This window comes from Kitasatospora sp. NPDC057542 (assembly GCF_042801945.1).
Taxonomy (GTDB): domain Bacteria; phylum Actinomycetota; class Actinomycetes; order Streptomycetales; family Streptomycetaceae; genus Kitasatospora.
In genome coordinates this window covers 1-17051 of the sequence record NZ_JBHVFE010000062.1, presented here as the reverse complement: position 1 = coordinate 17051, position 17051 = coordinate 1, and the positions used below count along the sequence as shown (strand labels likewise).

Below are 17051 nucleotides of genomic sequence, written 5' to 3'. Positions count from 1 at the left end.
AGCCTAGGCAGGTGCGCGTACGATCCGCGCCGTTTTTCCCAGACTCCCGGCACCCCCGCGGACGGCGGTCGGGGCGGCCCCGACCGCCGTTACGACCAGCGTCCGTTACGACCAGCGGCCGGTGCGCCCGAGCAGCAGCGCGCCGGCGGCCACCCCGGCGGTGGAGGTGCGCAGCACCGAGGGGCCCAGCCGGTACGGCTTGGCCCCCGCCTCGGCGAACGCGGCCAGCTCCTCCGGGGAGACCCCGCCCTCCGGGCCGACCACCAGCACGATGTCCCCGCCCTCCGGCAGCCCGGCGTGTGCCAGCGGCTCGGCGCCCTCCTCGTGCAGCACGGCGGCGAACGCGGCCTGCGCCAGCACCGGCGTCAGCTGCCGGGTGGTCATCACGTCCCGGACCACGGGGAAGCGCAGCCGACGGGACTGCTTGCCCGCCTCCCGGGCGGTGGCCCGCCACTTGGCGAGCGCCTTGGCGCCGCGCTCGCCCTTCCACTGGGTGATGCAGCGCGAGGCGGCCCACGGGATCACCACGTCCACGCCGACCTCGGTCATGGTCTCCACGGCCAGCTCGCCGCGGTCGCCCTTGGGCAGCGCCTGGACCACCACGATCCGCGGCGCGGGCTCCGGCTCCCGGCGCACGGCGGCGACCGTCACGTCGATCGCGTCCTTGCCGAGCACCCCGGCGACCGTGCCGTCCACGCCGAGCCCCAGCCCGTCGGCCAGGGTCACCGCCTCGCCCGGCTCCAGCCGCTTCACCGCGGCCGCGTGCCGCCCCTCCGGGCCGTCCAGGCGCACCACGGCCCCGGGCACGGCGGCGGCGATCCGCTCGGTCTCGACGACGAAGACGGGCGCGGTCATGACGGAGAACCTCCAGGAGTGGGACGGGAACACGGAAGAGGTGCCGGGGGACTTCCCCCGGCACCCCTCCGCGGACGGCTACCGGCCGTTGAAGGCGTCCTTCAGCCGGGAGAAGAGGCCCTGCTGGCCCGGCGCGAACTGGCCGGCCGGCCGCTCCTCGCCGCGCAGCACCGCGAGGCGGCGCAGCAGCTCCTCCTGCTCGGCGTCGAGCTTGCCGGGCGTCTTCACCTCGACATGCACTATCAGGTCGCCCCGGCCGCCACCGCGCAGGTGGGTGATGCCCCGGCCGTGCAGCGGGATCGACTGGCCGGACTGGGTGCCGGGCCGGATGTCGACCTCCTCCAGGCCGTCCAGGGTCTGCAGCGGCACCTGGGTGCCGAGCGCGGCCGCCGTCATCGGGATGGTGACGGTGCAGTGCAGGTCGTCCCCGCGCCGCTGGAAGATGGTGTGGGTGGTCTCGGCGATCTCGACGTACAGGTCGCCGGCCGGGCCGCCGCCGGGGCCGACCTCGCCCTCGCCGGCCAGCTGGATCCGGGTGCCGTTGTCGACACCGGCCGGGATCTTGACGGTCAGGGTGCGGCGGGCCCGCACGCGGCCGTCGCCGGCGCACTCCGGGCACGGGGTCGGAACGACGGTGCCGAAGCCCTGGCACTGCGGGCAGGGGCGGGAGGTCATGACCTGGCCCAGGAAGGACCGGGTGACCTGGGAGACCTCACCCTTGCCGCGGCACATGTCACAGGTCTGCGCCGAGGTGCCGGGGGCCGCGCCCTCGCCGCTGCAGGTGGTGCAGGTGACGGCGGTGTCGACCTGGAGCTCCTTGGTGGTGCCGAAGGCGGCCTCCTCCAGGGTGATCTCCAGCCGGATCATGGCGTCCTGGCCGCGGCGGGTGCGCGAGCGCGGGCCGCGCTGGCCGGCCGCGGCGCCGAAGAAGGCGTCCATGATGTCGGAGAAGCCGAAGCCCGCCGCGCCGGCGCCGAAGCCGCCCGCACCCCCGCCGCCCGGGGACAGCGGGTCCCCGCCGAGGTCGTAGACCTGACGCTTCTGCGGGTCGGAGAGCACCTCGTAGGCGGCGTTGATCTCCTTGAACCGCTCCTGCGTCTTCGGGTCCGGGTTGACGTCCGGGTGCAGTTCGCGTGCCAGGCGCCGGAACGCCTTCTTGATCTCGTCCTGCCCCGCATCCCGTCGGACGCCGAGTACCGCGTAGTAGTCCGTGGCCACCAAATGCTCCGCTTGTTCCGCCTGTAGTAGTGCTGCGACTGGACGCCCCCGTTAGATTTCTAACGGCGGCCTTTGCTAGGACTCGGCCAGGATCTGGCCCACGTACCGCGCCACCGCTCGCACCGCCCCCATTGTGCCCGGGTAATCCATCCGGGTCGGACCGATCACACCCAGTTTTGCCACGCTCTCGTCGCCCGAACCGTAGCCGACCGAGACGATCGAGGTGGAAGTCAGCCCCTCGTAGGCGTTCTCCCGCCCGATCCGGACCGTCATCGCGGCGTCCGCGGTCTCACCCAGGAGGCGGAGCAGGACGACCTGCTCCTCCAGGGCCTCCAGCACCGGCTGGATGGTGAGCGGGAAGTCGTGCCCGAAGCGGGTCAGGTTGGCCGTGCCGGCCAGCATGATCCGTTCCTCGTTCTGTTCGGCGAGCGTCTCGAACAGCGTCGCCAGGACCGTGCTGACGGTCGGCCGGTCGGCCTGCTCGAAGTGCGCCGGGAGTTCCTCCAGCAGTCCCGGGACCTCCGGGAGGCGCCGGCCGGTGGCTCTCGCGTTGATCCGGGCCCGCAGGTCCGCCAGCACCGTCTCGCCGACCGCGCCCGGGCAGTCGACCATCCGCTGCTCGACCCGACCGGTGTTGGTGATCAGCACCAGCATCACCTTGGCCGGGGCCAGCGCCACCAGCTCGATGTGCCGGACGGTGGAGCGCGACAGCGAGGGGTACTGCACCACCGCGACCTGCCGGGTCAGCTGGGCGAGCAGCCGCACGGTGCGGGCGACCACGTCGTCCAGGTCGACCGCGCCGTCCAGGAAGTGCCGGATGGCCCGGCGCTCGGGGGCGCTCATCGGCTTGATCTCGGCGAGCTTGTCGACGAAGAGGCGGTACCCCTTGTCGGTCGGGATGCGGCCGGCACTGGTGTGCGGCTGGTGGATGTAGCCCTCCTCCTCCAGCGCCGCCATGTCGTTGCGGACGGTCGCCGGCGACACCCCGAGGTTGTGCCGCTCCACCAGGGCCTTGGAACCGACCGGCTCCTCGGTGCCCACGTAGTCCTGCACGATCGCGCGGAGCACGGCGAGCTTGCGGTCGTCCAGCTGGCGGACCTCACCGGCCATGGGGCACGCACCTCCGTCTTCGCACGTTGTCCGACTGTGTCCCTTGCTGCTGCGGGCCGCTCCGGGAGGCCCCGGCCTTGGCACTCTGAACACGCGAGTGCCAAATCCGTACCTGCCAGTGTAAGGCCCGGGTCCTACGGCAGGAACGGCCCGACCGGGGTGATCCTCCCCGCAGTTCCGCCCACGGCCCGCGGGGCGCCGACGGTTCGATCCTCCCGGCGCCGGGATGGTGCCGGGAGGCCGTCCGGGTGGCAGCATCGATAGCGACGGCGAACGGAGGAGCAAGCGATGTCGAGCTCGGGCCAGCACACCCGTTTCGCACCCGATCGCGGCCTGACCAGCCGCATGGTCGCGACGATGTTCGTGATCGGGCTGCTGTACGTCGGTTTCACGGGCCTGCTGATCGCGCTTCTGCGCGGTGCCTGGCCACTGATCGTCCTGCTGTCCGGCGGGCTGTTCGTCGCCCAGTTCTGGTTCAGCGACAAGATCACCGAGCGGGCGATGGGCGCCCACCAGGTGTCCCCGGAGCAGTTCCCCCAGCTGCACGGCACCGTCGACCGGCTCTGTGCCCTGGCCGACATGCCCAAGCCCCGGGTGGCGGTCGCCGACAACGACATGCCGAACGCCTTCGCCACCGGCCGCAACCCGCAGAACGCGGTGGTCTGCGTGACCACCGGACTGCTGCGCCGGCTGGAGCCCGAGGAACTGGAGGGCGTCCTCGCACACGAGCTGTCGCACGTCGCCCACCGGGACGTCGCGGTGATGACGATCGCTGGCTTCCTCGGCGTCCTCGCCGGGGCGATGACCCGGATCGCGATGTACGGCGGGTTCATGGGCGGCGGGCGCAACAACAACGACCAGAACGCGGCCATCGTGGCCCTGGTCGTCCCGCTGGTGTCGATGGTCGTCTACGCGATCAGCTTCCTGCTCACCCGGCTGCTGTCCCGCTACCGCGAGCTGGCCGCCGACCGCGCCGCCGCCCAGCTCACCGGCCGGCCCAGCGCACTGGCTGCGGCCCTCACCAAGGTGACCGGGCAGATCGCGGCCATCCCCACCGAGGACCTGCGCAAGTCGCAGCCGTACAACGCCTTCTACTTCGCCCCCGCGCTGAGCGCCCGGGAGACCGCCTCGCAGCTGTTCTCCACCCATCCGACGCTGGAGAAGCGGCTGGCGCAGCTGGCGAGGATCTCCGAGCAGCTCGGCCGCTGACCCCCGATGTGAAAGGACCGCCGTGGGAATCCTGGACGCCCTGTTCGGCCGCACCAAGCCCGTCAAGCCCGACCTCGACCAGCTGTTCGGCGTGCCGTCCGCCGCGCTCACCCTGGAGGCCGGGGCCGGGTTCACCCCCACCGGGCTCGGCTCGGTCTGCTTCGCCGCCGTCGAGGGCGCGGCCTTCGTCCAGGTCGAGCAGCAGGTCCGGGCGCTGCTGGACGCCGACACCGAGCGCGGCGGCGTCCCGGTGGAGGCCTCCACGGACGGCTACGGCTACTCCTGGCTGCTCGCCCGGCACCGGCCCGAGGAACTGCCGGAGCTGGTGAACGACCTGCACGCGGTCAACAGCGAGCTGGAGGCGAACGGCTTCGGGCCGCAGCTGCTCTGCTCGCTCGTCGCCTTCCGCGACCCGCAGGGGCGTTCGCTGGCCCTGGTCTACCTCTACAAGCGGGGCACGTTCTACCCCTTCGCCCCGATGCCCGGCGGCGGGGAGAAGCGCAACAGCCCGCTGGAGCTGCAGGTCAACGCGATGCTGGGGAACGATCTGCGGCTGGAGAAGGACCTGAGCCGCTGGTTCCCGGTCTGGGGCGCACCGGGTCTGTGACGGTGCGCGGGCGTCAGCCGCCGGCGGTCGAGCGGTACGCCTTCACGGCGGCGGCGAGGACCTCTTGGGCGTCCGTGGACGGCTTCCGGCTGGAGGAGTGCTGCACCACGAGGATCACGTCGCCCTGGCGGACGAAACCGGTGACCTTCTCGAACGGCTTTGAGTCCCCGGGGAAGGCCGAGGTGAAGTGGATCAGAAGGCTCTCGTCAGCCGGCACCCCGGCCGGCGTGACGGACGCGGTCTCCCGGATCCTCGTGCCGTCCGTGAGTGTGGTGGTGAAGGATGCGCAGCGCTTCGCGGCGCCGCGGATGGCGTCCATGACCTCGGCCGCTCGGCCGGGCACGTAGCGGTCGAGCGACTCCCGGCCGAACCAGCCGTCGTCCTCGCCGCCGGTCGGCGTCCGTTCCAGGCCCACCGCCACGTTCTCCAGGGGTGGGGCGTGCGTCGTCATGAAGGAGTCGACCTCAAGTTCGTCGCACCGAAGCGAGGCGATGGGGACGGGCGTGACCGAAGCGGCGGTCGACGTCGGCTCGACCGTCACCTTGTTCAGCCGGAACCCCCGGGGAAGCCGCTCCTGGGTCAGCAGGCCCTCGCGCAGGCTCTTGGGCGCGGGCACCGGGGTGAAGGCCGCAGCGGCCTCCGGCCCCGCCTTCTGGTCAGCCGTGCAGGCCGACACGCCGAGAACCGCCAGAACGATCCCCACCACCGCGCCGTGACGTGTGCGCACCGATCCCACCCCCAGGATTCGTGATTCGCCCCGCACTCTCCCACACGGGCGCTCCCGGGCTCTCACGTCCTCAGCACGCCGTCCGCTACAGCAGTCCGATGAGGAACCGGGCCGCCAGCCCGCACCCGAGCAGCAGGAAGCCGCTCAGGAGGAACAGCCCCAGGGCCCAGGCCACCTCGGCGAGCCGGTCCCCGACGGTTCGCGGGGCCCCGTCCCAGGGGTCGCCGGGCTCGCCCCGGAAAGGTTCCGGGGCGGGCAGCGGGCCCGAGAGGTCCAGGCGCATGTGCTCCTCGGAGCAGTACGTCCGGACGAGCAGTTCGGCGGACCGGCGGTCGATCTCCAGGGCCAGCCACCCCTCGGGCAGCTCCAGACCCCCGCGGTCCACCGTCCTGGGCTCCGTCCGGCCGCAGACGTCGCACAGCTCCAGGTCCTGGTCGTCCCCCGGCTCGTCCCGCTCCGGCACCCCGCCGCCGGCGGTCCCGGCCGGTGCGGTGGCTTCCGCCGCACCGGCCGCCCCGGCGCCCCCGGTACTCGCCAGTTCCGACACGACGTACAGCACGAAGGCGGCCCCGAGGGCGGCCACGGCGGCGCCGGTGTACTGCGGCCGGCTGTCCTTCACGAGGCCGAAGGCCGCCCCGGAGAGCACGAGGAACAGGAAGGTGCCGGCCCGGACGGCGCGGGAGTGGAAGCGGTGCATGCGGTGATCATGCCAGCGCCCGATCCCTATGATCACCCGTATGCGCAGCCGCCAGTACGGACCCGACCTGACCCCGCCGTGGAAGAACCAGGCCCCCGCCCCGGAGGTGCCCGCCGAGCGGGACCTGGTGGTCGAGGAGGCGGCGACCGGCTTCTGCGGGGCGGTGGTGCGCTGCGAGAAGACCGCCGAGGGCTTCACCGTCACCCTGGAGGACCGGTTCGGCAAGCACCGGGTGTTCCCGCTGGTGCCGCGCGGCTTCCTGCTGGAGGGCAGGGTCGTGACCCTGGTCCGCCCCACCGGCCCGGCGGCGCCGCGCACCCCGGCCCGCACCGCCTCCGGCTCGATCGCCGTCCCGGACGCCCGCGCCCGGATCGCCCGGGAGTCCCGCATCTACGTCGAGGGCCGGCACGACGCCGAGCTGGTCGAACGGGTCTGGGGCGACGACCTGCGGATCGAGGGCGTGGTCGTCGAGTACCTGCGCGGCATCGACGACCTGCCCGCGATCGTCGCCGACTTCGCCCCCGGCCCGGGCCGCCGCCTCGGCGTCCTGGTCGACCACCTGCTCCCCGGCACCAAGGAGCACCGCATCGCCGCCAGGGTCACCGGCGACTCGGTGCTGGTCGTCGGCCACCCCTACATCGACATCTGGCAGGCCGTGAAGCCCGCCTCCGTCGGCATCCCCGCCTGGCCCGCCGTCCCCCGCGGCGAGGACTGGAAGGAGGGCACCTGCCGCCGCCTCGGCTGGCCGGTGGACACTCCGGCGGCCTGGAAGCACATCCTCTCGAAGGTGAACTCCTACAAGGACCTGGAGCCCGAACTGCTGGGCCGGGTGGAGGAGTTGATCGACTTCACGGCCCTGCCCGGTCAGGAGTAGGTCTGGAACTCCGAGGTGTCCAGGGTGATGTCGAGCAGGTCGACCTGCCCCCTGATGAGCTCGGCCTCGACGCCTTCCGGAACCTCCAGGTTCTCGAAGACTCCCATCATCCGGTCATCGATGGCGGTCATTGCGCGCCCCCTCCGACGGCTGACACCACGTTAGCGACACTCAGTCCACCAGGTCACGTACGACCGCGTCCGCGAGGAGGCGGCCCTGGAGGGTGAGGGCGGCGCGGCCCTGCTCGTAGGGGCCGGCGGCGAGGAGGCCGTCGGCGAGGTGCCGGGCGGCGGACTTGCGGCCGGTGTCGGTGAGGAGGTCCAGGGGGACGCCGTCGACCAGGCGCAGTTCGAGGAGGATGCGCTCGACGCGGCGGTCCTCGTCGGCCAGCACCTCGCGGGCCAGGGCCGGGGTGCGGTGCTCGGCGAGGGCCCGGGCGTAGGCGGCGGGGTGCTTGGCGTTCCACCAGCGGACGCCGCCGACGTGGCTGTGGGCACCGGGGCCGGCGCCCCACCAGTCGGAGCCGGTCCAGTAGAGCTCGTTGTGGCGGCAGCGGCCCTCGGGGGTGGTGGCCCAGTTGGAGACCTCGTACCAGGAGTAGCCGGCGGCGGCGAGCGCCTCCTCGGCGATCAGGTAGCGGTCGGCGTGCACGTCGTCGTCGATCATCGGCAGTTCGCCGCGCTTGACCCGGGCGGCGAGCCGGGTGCCCTCCTCGACGATCAGCGAGTACGCGGAGACGTGGTCGGGCCCGGCGCCGATGGCGGCGTCCAGGGAGGCCCGCCAGTCGTCGTCGGACTCGCCCGGGGTGCCGTAGATCAGGTCGAGGTTGACGTGCTCGAAGCCGGCCGCGCGGGCCTCGGCCACGCAGGCCTCGGGGCGGCCCGGGGTGTGGTGGCGGTCGAGCAGCCGCAGGACGTGCGGACGGGCGCTCTGCATGCCGAAGGAGAGCCGGTTGTAGCCGCCCTCGCGCAGTTCGGCCAGGTACGCCGGGTCCACCGACTCCGGGTTGGCCTCGGTGGTGACCTCGGCGTCCTCGGCGAGCCCGAACTCCTCGCGGATCGCGGCGAGCATCTTCACCAGGTCGCGGGCCGGCAGCAGGGTCGGGGTGCCGCCGCCGAGGAAGACGGTCCGCACCGGGAGGTCCGTCTCCCCCAGCACCTTCCGGGCCAGCCGGATCTCGGCGACCACGTTGTCCGCGTACGTCTCCTGCGAGGCGACCGCCCCGGAGGAGCGCAGCTCGGTGGCGGTGTAGGTGTTGAAGTCGCAGTAGCCGCAGCGGCTGGCGCAATACGGCACGTGCAGGTAGAAACCGAACGGCCGCGAGCCCAGCCCGTGGAGGGCGTGCGCGGGCAGGGAACCGTCGGACGGCACCGGTTCGCCGTCGGGAAGTGCGGAGGGCATGAACCCATTGTCCCGTACGACCCGCCCTACCCGGCGGGCCGTACGGGAACGGGGCCGGTCAGGCCTCGTTGGCGCCCGCGTACATCGCGGCCACCGCGTCCGCGTAGGTCCGCTCGACCACCGGGCGCTTGATCTTCAGGCTCGGGGTGAGCTCGCCGTGCTCGATGTCGAGGTCGCGGGGCAGCAGGTGGAACTTCTTGATCGTCTGCCAGCGCTGGAGATCGGCGTTGACCCGCTTGACGAAGCCCTCGACCAGCTCGTGCACGGCCGGCTCGACGGCCAGCTCGGCGTAGGACTTGCCGGCCAGGCCGTGCTCGGCGGCCCACGGCAGCAGGACCGCCTCGTCCAGGCCGATCAGCGCGGTGCAGTAGTTGCGGCCGTTGCCGATCACCAGGATGTTGCTCACGAACGGGCAGACCGCCTTGAACTTGCCCTCGACCTCGCTGGGCGCCACGTACTTGCCGCCGGAGGTCTTGAACAGGTCCTTCTTGCGGTCGGTGATCCGCAGGAAGCCGTCCGGGGTGAGCTCGCCGATGTCCTCGGTGTGGAACCAGCCGTCCGGCTCCAGCACCTCGGCGGTCTTCTCCGGCAGGTTGTGGTAGCCGCGCATGACGCCCGGGCCGCGCAGCAGGATCTCGCCGTCCTCGGCGATCCGCACCTCGGTGCCGGGCAGCGGACGGCCCACCGTGCCGATCCGCACGTCCTCCGAACGGTTGACGCAGGAGCCGGCGCTGGTCTCGCTCAGGCCGTAGCCCTCCAGGATCGGCACTCCTGCGCCGAGGAAGAAGTAGCCGATCTCCGGGGCGAGCGCGGCGCTGCCGGAGACCGCGCCACGCAGCCGGCCGCCGAAGGCCGCCCGGATCTTCGCGTACACCAGCCGGTCGGCCAGCGCGTGCTGCACCCGCAGGCCCAGCGGGGCGGTTCCGGTACCGGTGGCGACCCGGCTCTCCTGGATCACCCGGGCGTACTCGCGGGCGACCCCGGCCGCCCACATGAAGATCTTGTACTTGGCGCCGCCCTCGGCCCGGGCCTTGCCCGCGATGCCGTTGTAGACCTTCTCGAAGATGCGCGGCGCCGAGGCCATGACGGTCGGCCGGATCGCCGGCAGGTTGTGGATGATCCGGTCCACCCGGCCGTCCACCGCCATCACGTGCCCGGTGGCGATCTGCCCGGAGATCAGCGTCTTGCCGAACACGTGCGACAGCGGCAGCCACATGAAGTGCACGTCGTCGGGGCGCAGCAGCCCGCTGGCCTCCTGCGCCCGGCCCTCGTACGCCCAGCAGTCGTGCACCAGGCGCACGCCCTTGGGGCGGCCGGTGGTGCCGGAGGTGTAGATCAGGGTGGCCAGCTGCTCCTTGCCGAGCCCGTCGACGGCCTTCTCCACCGCGTCCGGGTGCTCCGCCAGGTACCGGGTGCCGCGCTCCTCCAGCTCGGCGAGGGTGAGCAGCTCCAGGCCGGCGCTCTCGGGGGCCTCGGCGGGCGCGTCGAAGAGGATCACGGTGCGCAGCCCGGGCAGCTGGTCGATCCGCCCGACGGCCTTGGCCAGCTGGGCCGCGTTCTCGGCGAACAGGGCCCGGGAGCCGGAGTCGGAGAGGATGAACGCGGTCTCGTCCGCGTTGGTGCTGGGATAGACGGTGGTGATCGCGGCGCCCGCGCACATGGCGCCGAGGTCGGCGACGATCCACTCGATCCGGGTCGAGGAGGCCAGGGCGACCCGGTCCTCGGGCCGGATGCCGAGCGCCATCAGGCCGGCGGCCACCGCCTTGACCCGGGCCGCGGTCTGCGCCCAGGTGAGCGAGCGCCACTGCTCGGCGCCGGGTGCGCCGTCGGCGGCCTGCTCGTCCACGGGCGAGGGGTAGCGGTAGGCCTCGGCGTTCGGGGTCAGGGCGACCCGCTCCAGGAACAGGTGGGCGACGGAGGCGGGGCGCGCGGCGACGAGGTCGGGCCTGCCGGAGTCGATCAGGGACTGCGCGGAACTCAACGAGGACCTCCGGGGGCGGGTGGCCGTCTGCGGGATTGTCGCGGCGTCCATGGGGGTGGTCGCCGGGCCCCCGGTTCACCTGAGCGGTACCGGTCAGTAACAAAGGGGCAATCAGCAGCCTAGGGGGAAAGCGGTCATTCCGTAAGAGGGCAGCGCCCGACGGCACCTCCCCGCACCCCCGGTGCCGCACCCCCGCCGTTCGGCAAAGGCCCGGCAAACCTCCGGCTCCCGCACGCCGAATGGCCTGTACGACACTACAGAACACCCAGAATTGGGGTGCGAACCCGACCCGCGACGACAAGAGTGTGCTAGTGCTGATCAGACTGCTGAGGGCGTACCTCCGCCCGTACTCCCGACCGATCACCCTGCTGGTGCTACTCCAGCTGGTGTCCACCCTCGCGGCGCTCTACCTGCCGACGCTCAACGCCGACATCATCGACGACGGCGTCGTCAAGGGCGACACCGGCTACATCCTGCGCGTGGGCGGAGTGATGATCGCGGTCACCGTCCTCCAGGCCCTCTGCTCCATCGGCGCCGTCTTCATCGGCGCCCGCACCGCCATGGCCTTCGGCCGGGACGTCCGCGCCGCCGTCTTCGAACGGGTGCAGAGCTTCTCCGCCCGCGAGGTCGGACAGTTCGGCGCGCCCTCCCTGATCACCCGCACGACCAACGACGTCCAGCAGGTCCAGATGCTCGCCCTGATGAGCTTCACGCTCATGGTCGCCGCGCCGATCATGTGCGTCGGCGGCATCATCATGGCGCTCAACCAGGACGTCCCGCTGTCCGGACTGCTGCTCGCCGTCATCCCCGCGCTCGGCGTCGTCGTGGTCCTGCTGGTCCGCGCGCTGCGCCCCAAGTTCCGCAGCATGCAGAAGCGGATCGACACCGTGAACCGGGTCCTGCGCGAGCAGATCACCGGCATCCGCGTCATCCGCGCCTTCGTCAAGGACGACCGGGAACAGGCCCGCTTCGCCGACGCCAACGAGGACCTCACCCACGTCTCCAGCCAGGTCGGCCGGCTGATGTCCATCATGTTCCCCACCGTCATGCTGGTGGTGAACGTCTCCAGCGTCGCCGTGCTCTGGTTCGGCGCCCACCGCATCGACAGCGGCGCCATGGAGATCGGCGCGCTCACCGCGTTCCTCTCCTACCTGATGCAGATCCTGATGAGCGTCATGATGGCCACCTTCATGTTCATGATGGTGCCGCGCGCCGAGGTCTGCGCCGAGCGCATCGAGGAGGTCCTCGGCACCCACAGCAGCGTCGTCCCGCCCGCCGCCCCCGTCACCGAGGTGCTGCGCCGCGGCAACCTGGAACTGCGCGACGTCGACTTCCGCTACCCCGGCGCCGAGGCCTCGGTGCTGCGCGGCATCGACCTCACCGCCCGGCCCGGCGAGACCACCGCCATCATCGGCTCCACCGGAAGCGGCAAGTCCACCCTGCTCGGCCTCGTCCCTCGGCTCTTCGACGCCACCTCCGGCCAGGTCCTGCTCGACGGCGTGGACGTCCGCGAACTCGCCCCCGCCGCGATCGCCGAGAACGTCGGCATCGTCCCGCAGAAGCCCTACCTCTTCTCCGGCACCGTCGCCAGCAACCTCCGCTACGGCCGGCCCGACGCCACCGACGAGGAACTCTGGCACGCCCTGGAGATCGCCCAGGCCAAGGAGTTCGTCGAGAAGCTGCCCGAAGGCCTGGACGCCCCCATCGCCCAGGGCGGCAGCAACGTCTCCGGCGGCCAGCGCCAACGCCTGGCCATCGCCCGGACCCTGGTCCGCCGGCCCTCCGTCTACCTCTTCGACGACTCCTTCTCCGCGCTCGACTACGCCACCGACGCCAAGCTCCGCAAGGCCCTGGCCCTCGAAACCTCCGACGCCACCGTCCTGATCGTCGCCCAGCGCGTGTCCACCATCCGCGACGCCGACCGGATCATCGTCCTCGACGAGGGCGCCGTCGTCGGCTCCGGAACCCACCACGAACTGATGGCCGACAACCCGACGTACCGGGAGATCGTGCTCTCCCAGCTCACCGAGCAGGAGGCGGCATGACCAGCCCCGGAAACAAGACGGACCTGGCCAAGGGCCGGGCCCCGAGAGGCACCGCCCCCACGGACGCCCCGCAGAAGGGCGCCCCGAAGAAGGACGCCGGCCTGCCCGGCGACTCGCAGGCCGCCGCCGCCCGCCGCGGCCCGGCCGGCCCCGGCCGCTTCATGGGCGGCCAGGGCGCCGAGAAGTCCATGGACTTCAAGGGCTCCGGCAAGCGCGTCCTCGGCCTGCTGCGCCCCGAACGCAACACCCTGGTCGGCGTCCTGATCCTCGGCGTGCTCGGCATCGGCTGTGCCGTCATCGGCCCCAAGATCCTCGGCGACGCCACCGACCTGATCTTCGCCGGTGTCGTCGGCGCCCGCTTCCAGTCCGGCACCTCCAAGGAACAGGTCGTCGACGGGCTGCGCGCCCACGGCGAGGGCGGCGTCGCCGACCTGCTCTCCTCCGTCGCCTTCACCCCCGGCCAGGGCATGGACTTCGGCGCCATCGGCACCGTCCTGCTCTGGGTGCTCGGCGTCTACGTCGCCTCCGCCGTCTTCGGCATCTTCCAGGGCCGGCTGGCCACCCGGGCCATCCAGGCCGCCAGCTACCGGCTGCGCCAGGACGTCGAGGCCAAGCTCGGCCGGCTGCCGCTCAGCTACTTCGACAAGCAGCCGCGCGGCGAGGTGCTCAGCCGGGTCACCAACGACATCGACAACATCGGCCAGTCCATGCAGCAGACCATGGGACAGGTCGTCAACTCGCTGCTCACCGTGGTCGGTGTGCTCGCGATGATGTTCTGGATCTCCCCGCTGCTCGCGACGATCGCGCTGATCTCGGTGCCCGTCTCGGTGGTCGTCGCCACCAAGGTCGGCAAGAAGGCCCAGCCGCAGTTCGTCCAGCAGTGGAAGTCCACCGGCCAGCTCAACGCCCACATCGAGGAGATGTACACCGGCCACGCCCTGGTCAAGGTGTTCGGGCGGCAACAGGAGTCCGCAGAAGCCTTCCGCGAGCACAACGAGTCGCTCTACCAGGCCAGCTACAAGGCCCAGTTCATCTCCGGCATCATCCAGCCCGCGATGATGCTGATCGGCAACCTCCAGTACGTGCTGGTCGCCGTCGTCGGCGGCCTGCGGGTGGCCTCCGGCGCGCTGTCCATCGGCGACGTCCAGGCGTTCATCCAGTACTCGCGCCAGTTCAGCCAGCCGCTCACCCAGGTCGCCAGCATGGCCAACCTGGTGCAGTCCGGCGTCGCCTCCGCCGAACGCGTCTTCGAGCTGCTGGACGCCTCCGAGCAGAGCCCCGAACCGGCCATGCCCGAACGGCCCGACGTGGTGCGCGGCCGGGTGGCCTTCCAGGACGTGTCCTTCCGCTACGACCCCGAGAAGCCGCTCATCGAGGACCTCTCGCTCAAGGTCGAACCCGGCCAGACCGTCGCCATCGTCGGCCCCACCGGAGCCGGCAAGACCACCCTGGTCAACCTGCTGATGCGGTTCTACGAGGTCAGCTCCGGGCGGATCACCCTCGACGGCGTGGACATCGCCGCGATGTCCCGCGAGGAACTGCGCTCCGGCATCGGCATGGTGCTCCAGGACACCTGGCTGTTCGGCGGCAGCATCGCCGACAACATCGCCTACGGCGCCGAGTCGGCCACCCACGAACAGGTCGTCGAGGCCGCGAAGGCCGCCCACGTCGACCGCTTCGTGCGCACCCTGCCGGCCGGCTACGACACCGTCATCGACGACGAGGGCACCAACGTCAGCGCCGGCGAGAAGCAGCTGATCACCATCGCCCGGGCGTTCCTCGCCCAGCCGTCCATCCTGGTCCTGGACGAGGCGACCAGCTCCGTCGACACCCGCACCGAGGTGCTGATCCAGCGGGCCATGGCCCGGCTGCGCACCGGCCGCACCAGCTTCGTGATCGCCCACCGGCTCTCCACCATCCGGGACGCCGACGTGATCCTGGTGATGGAGAACGGCTCGATCGTCGAGCAGGGCTCGCACGACCAGCTGATCGCCGCCGACGGCGCCTACGCCCGGCTCTACCAGGCGCAGTTCGCCGAGGCCGTGGTCGAGGTGGACTGACGCTCGGCCGGCCTGCGGGCCGGGGCGGGGACATCCCGCCCCGGCCCTTCGCGCCCCGGCCACTTGCGCCCCGGCCACTTGCGCTCCGGACACCGCGCGCTACCTTGGGCCCGTGATCGACGACCCGGCCCCGGACGCCTTCGAGGCGAACCGCCGCTACCTGGGATCGGTCGCCTACCGGCTGCTCGGCTCGTTCACCGACGCCGAGGACGTCCTCCAGGACGCCTGGCTGCGCTGGCAGGCCGCCGACCGCACCGCCGTCGCCGACCCGCGCGCCTTCCTCACCACCGTCGTCACCCGGCTCTGCTACGACCAGCTGGGCTCCGCCCGAGCCCGCCGCGAGGCCTACTACGGCGAGTGGCTGCCCGAACCGGCCGTCTCCTACACCGACGGCCCCGACTCCCCCGCCGAGCTGGCCGAACGCGGCGAGTCCGTCTCGCTCGCCCTGCTCGCCGTACTGGAGCAGCTCACCCCCGCCGAGCGCGCCGCCTTCGTGCTGCACGACGTCTTCGCGGTCGGCTTCGAGGACATCGCCGCCTCCCTGGAGCGCACCCCCGACGCCGCCCGCCAGCTCGCCTCCCGGGCCCGCCGCCGGGTCCGCGACGGCGGCCGGGGCCCGGACGGCCGCCCGGCCCACGAGGGCACCCGGCGCACCGGCGGGGCCGGCCCGGCCGAGCACCGCCAGGCCGTCGAGGCCTTCGCCGCCGCCAGCAGCCGCGGCGACATCCTCGCCCTGATGGAGATCCTCGACCCCGACGTGGTCTGGCACTCCGACGGCGGCGGCATCATCCGCGCCGCGGTCCGCCCGATCCACGGCGCCGACCGGGTGGCCCGGTTGGTGGCCGGCCTGGTCGCCAAGTGGTTCACCCCCGAGGTGGCCACCGGCCGCGCCGTGGTCAACGGCGAACCCGGACTGGTCTGGTACGACCGGACCACCGGCACCGTCGGCGGCGTCCTCGCCTTCGCCGTGGCCGACGGGCGGATCACCGAGGCGTACGTCGTGGTCAACCCCGAGAAGCTCGGCCGCATCCCCGCCGTGGAGCTGTGACGCGAGTCACGGTCACACCCCCACCGGCCGCGTCGTCCCCTTCCCGAACAGCGCTCCACCGGAGCGCCCTCGCAAGGAGGCGAACGAGATGAGCAGCACCACCACCGGGCAGCGGATCGTCGTACTGGGCGCCGGGTACGCCGGGCTCACCGCGGCCAAGGGCGCCGGACGGCACCACGCCGTCACCCTGGTCGCCCCCGAGGACCGGATCCTGCACCGCATCCGCCGGCACGAGACCGCCGCCGGCCGCGGCCGTGACTGGCCCACCATCGCCGAACTCACCCGCGACCGCCGGATCGCGCACCGCCGGGCCCGGGCCGTCGCACTCGACCCGGCCGCGCACGAGGTCCGGCTGGACGACGGCACCACCCTCGCGTACGACACCCTCGTCTACGCCCTCGGCAGCCGCACCGCCTGGCACGGCGTCCCCGGCGCCGAACAGCTCGCCTGCTCGGCGGAGCACGCCGCCGAACTGCACCGCCGGATCGCCGCGGCCGACCGGCCCGGCACCCTGGCCGTGGTCGGCGGCGGCGCCACCGGCATCGAGCTGGCCACCGAACTCGCCGAGGCCCACCCGGCCTGGCAGGTGCGGATCGTCGCGTCCGGCCCGGTCGGCGGCGCCTACTCGGCCAAGGGCCGGGCCCACGTCCGGCGCGTCCTCGCCCGGCTCGGCGTGGGCGTCCACGAGAACGCCACCGTCACCGAGGTCACCCCGGACGGGCTGCGCACCACCGCCGGCCCGATCGACGCCGGCCTCGTCGTCTGGGCCGCCTCGCTGGAGCCGCACCCGCTGGCCGCCGAGGCCGGACTGGCCGTGGACGAGCACGGCCGGGCCCTGGTGGACGACCACCTGCGGTCGGTCTCCCACCCGGACGTCCACGTGATCGGCGACGCCGCCGCGGTCACCGTCCCCGGCGTCGGCACCCTGCGGATGGGCTGCGCCACCGCCCTGCCGCAGGGACAGTACCTCGGCAAGCTGCTGGCAGGGCGCACCGCGAAGCCGTTCTCGTTCCGGTACACGGTGCAGTGCGTGAGCCTCGGCCGGCGGGACGGGCTGCTCCAGGTGGTCCGCCCGGACGACTCGATGCGGCCCACCGTGTTCACCGGCACCGCGGGGCGGCTGGCCAAGGCGGCGATCGTCGGTGTGGTCCTCAACAGCCTGAAGTAGCCGCCGGAAGGCCGGGAGGACCCAAAAACGCCGGAAGGGCCCGGGCGGGTG

At 72.5% G+C, this 17051-nt stretch carries 15 protein-coding genes; 7 read left to right on the top strand and 8 right to left on the bottom strand.

From position 1 onward, the window contains the following. Positions 1–105 precede the first annotated feature (105 nt). The 3 genes from ACFU7Y_RS11110 to hrcA all read right to left on the bottom strand — a co-directional run bounded on the left by ACFU7Y_RS11110 (position 106) and on the right by hrcA (position 3183). Positions 106–855: a 16S rRNA (uracil(1498)-N(3))-methyltransferase gene (locus tag ACFU7Y_RS11110; RefSeq protein WP_224280592.1), complete on the bottom strand. Its 750-nt coding sequence runs from the start codon at positions 853–855 to the stop codon at positions 106–108. 78 nt (positions 856–933) lie between these two features. Then, positions 934–2073 carry a molecular chaperone DnaJ gene (gene dnaJ / locus ACFU7Y_RS11105; protein ID WP_224280593.1) on the bottom strand — a complete coding sequence of 380 codons (1140 nt, stop codon included), beginning with the start codon at positions 2071–2073 and terminating at the stop codon, positions 934–936. 75 nt (positions 2074–2148) lie between these two features. Continuing rightward, entirely contained in the window at positions 2149–3183 is a 1035-nt protein-coding gene (gene hrcA / locus ACFU7Y_RS11100; protein WP_224280594.1) for a heat-inducible transcriptional repressor HrcA, read from the bottom strand. 288 nt (positions 3184–3471) lie between these two features. Here hrcA and htpX point away from each other — a divergent pair, with 288 nt between their 5' ends. Next, on the top strand, positions 3472–4392 hold the full coding sequence (htpX, locus tag ACFU7Y_RS11095; protein ID WP_224280595.1) for a zinc metalloprotease HtpX: 921 nt from the start codon (positions 3472–3474) through the stop codon (positions 4390–4392). A 22-nt stretch (positions 4393–4414) separates the two neighbouring features. Next, entirely contained in the window at positions 4415–4999 is a 585-nt protein-coding gene (locus tag ACFU7Y_RS11090) for a hypothetical protein (RefSeq protein ID WP_380767493.1), read from the top strand. 13 nt (positions 5000–5012) lie between these two features. On the opposite strand, the gene ACFU7Y_RS11085 is transcribed toward ACFU7Y_RS11090, so the two are convergent. Both ACFU7Y_RS11085 and ACFU7Y_RS11080 read right to left on the bottom strand, forming a co-directional pair. Continuing rightward, positions 5013–5726 carry a hypothetical protein gene (locus ACFU7Y_RS11085; protein WP_380767491.1) on the bottom strand — a complete coding sequence of 238 codons (714 nt, stop codon included), beginning with the start codon at positions 5724–5726 and terminating at the stop codon, positions 5013–5015. An 85-nt stretch (positions 5727–5811) separates the two neighbouring features. Then, positions 5812–6423 carry a hypothetical protein gene (locus ACFU7Y_RS11080; RefSeq protein WP_380767489.1) on the bottom strand — a complete coding sequence of 204 codons (612 nt, stop codon included), beginning with the start codon at positions 6421–6423 and terminating at the stop codon, positions 5812–5814. 40 nt (positions 6424–6463) lie between these two features. Here ACFU7Y_RS11080 and ACFU7Y_RS11075 point away from each other — a divergent pair, with 40 nt between their 5' ends. Then, positions 6464–7297, top strand: a complete 834-nt coding sequence (locus ACFU7Y_RS11075; RefSeq protein ID WP_224280599.1) for a DUF3097 domain-containing protein — start codon at positions 6464–6466, stop codon at positions 7295–7297. Here the strand turns inward: ACFU7Y_RS11075 and ACFU7Y_RS11070 are convergent. Genes ACFU7Y_RS11070 through ACFU7Y_RS11060 form a run of 3 tightly spaced genes read right to left on the bottom strand, consistent with a single transcriptional unit; the run spans position 7288 to position 10679 of the window. Then, on the bottom strand, positions 7288–7428 hold the full coding sequence (locus ACFU7Y_RS11070; RefSeq protein ID WP_224280600.1) for a hypothetical protein: 141 nt from the start codon (positions 7426–7428) through the stop codon (positions 7288–7290). The genes ACFU7Y_RS11075 and ACFU7Y_RS11070 overlap by 10 nt on opposite strands. A gap of 40 nt (positions 7429–7468) precedes the next feature. Further along, complete coding sequence (hemW, locus tag ACFU7Y_RS11065) at positions 7469–8698, bottom strand: radical SAM family heme chaperone HemW (RefSeq protein WP_380767487.1); 1230 nt, start codon at positions 8696–8698, stop codon at positions 7469–7471. 58 nt (positions 8699–8756) lie between these two features. Beyond that, complete coding sequence (locus ACFU7Y_RS11060) at positions 8757–10679, bottom strand: long-chain fatty acid--CoA ligase (RefSeq protein ID WP_224280602.1); 1923 nt, start codon at positions 10677–10679, stop codon at positions 8757–8759. 311 nt (positions 10680–10990) lie between these two features. On the opposite strand from ACFU7Y_RS11060, the gene ACFU7Y_RS11055 reads away from it, so the two are divergent. From ACFU7Y_RS11055 to ACFU7Y_RS11040, 4 genes are all read left to right on the top strand, one after another. Then, positions 10991–12724: an ABC transporter ATP-binding protein gene (locus ACFU7Y_RS11055; RefSeq protein WP_224280603.1), complete on the top strand. Its 1734-nt coding sequence runs from the start codon at positions 10991–10993 to the stop codon at positions 12722–12724. Next, positions 12721–14784, top strand: coding sequence for an ABC transporter ATP-binding protein (locus tag ACFU7Y_RS11050; RefSeq protein WP_380767484.1), 2064 nt, complete (start codon positions 12721–12723; stop codon positions 14782–14784). Before ACFU7Y_RS11055 ends, ACFU7Y_RS11050 begins: the two co-directional genes overlap by 4 nt. A 112-nt stretch (positions 14785–14896) precedes the next feature. Then, positions 14897–15832 carry an RNA polymerase sigma factor SigJ gene (gene sigJ, locus ACFU7Y_RS11045; protein ID WP_380767482.1) on the top strand — a complete coding sequence of 312 codons (936 nt, stop codon included), beginning with the start codon at positions 14897–14899 and terminating at the stop codon, positions 15830–15832. A gap of 88 nt (positions 15833–15920) precedes the next feature. Continuing rightward, entirely contained in the window at positions 15921–17000 is a 1080-nt protein-coding gene (locus ACFU7Y_RS11040) for an NAD(P)/FAD-dependent oxidoreductase (RefSeq protein WP_224284195.1), read from the top strand. Positions 17001–17051 lie beyond the last annotated feature (51 nt).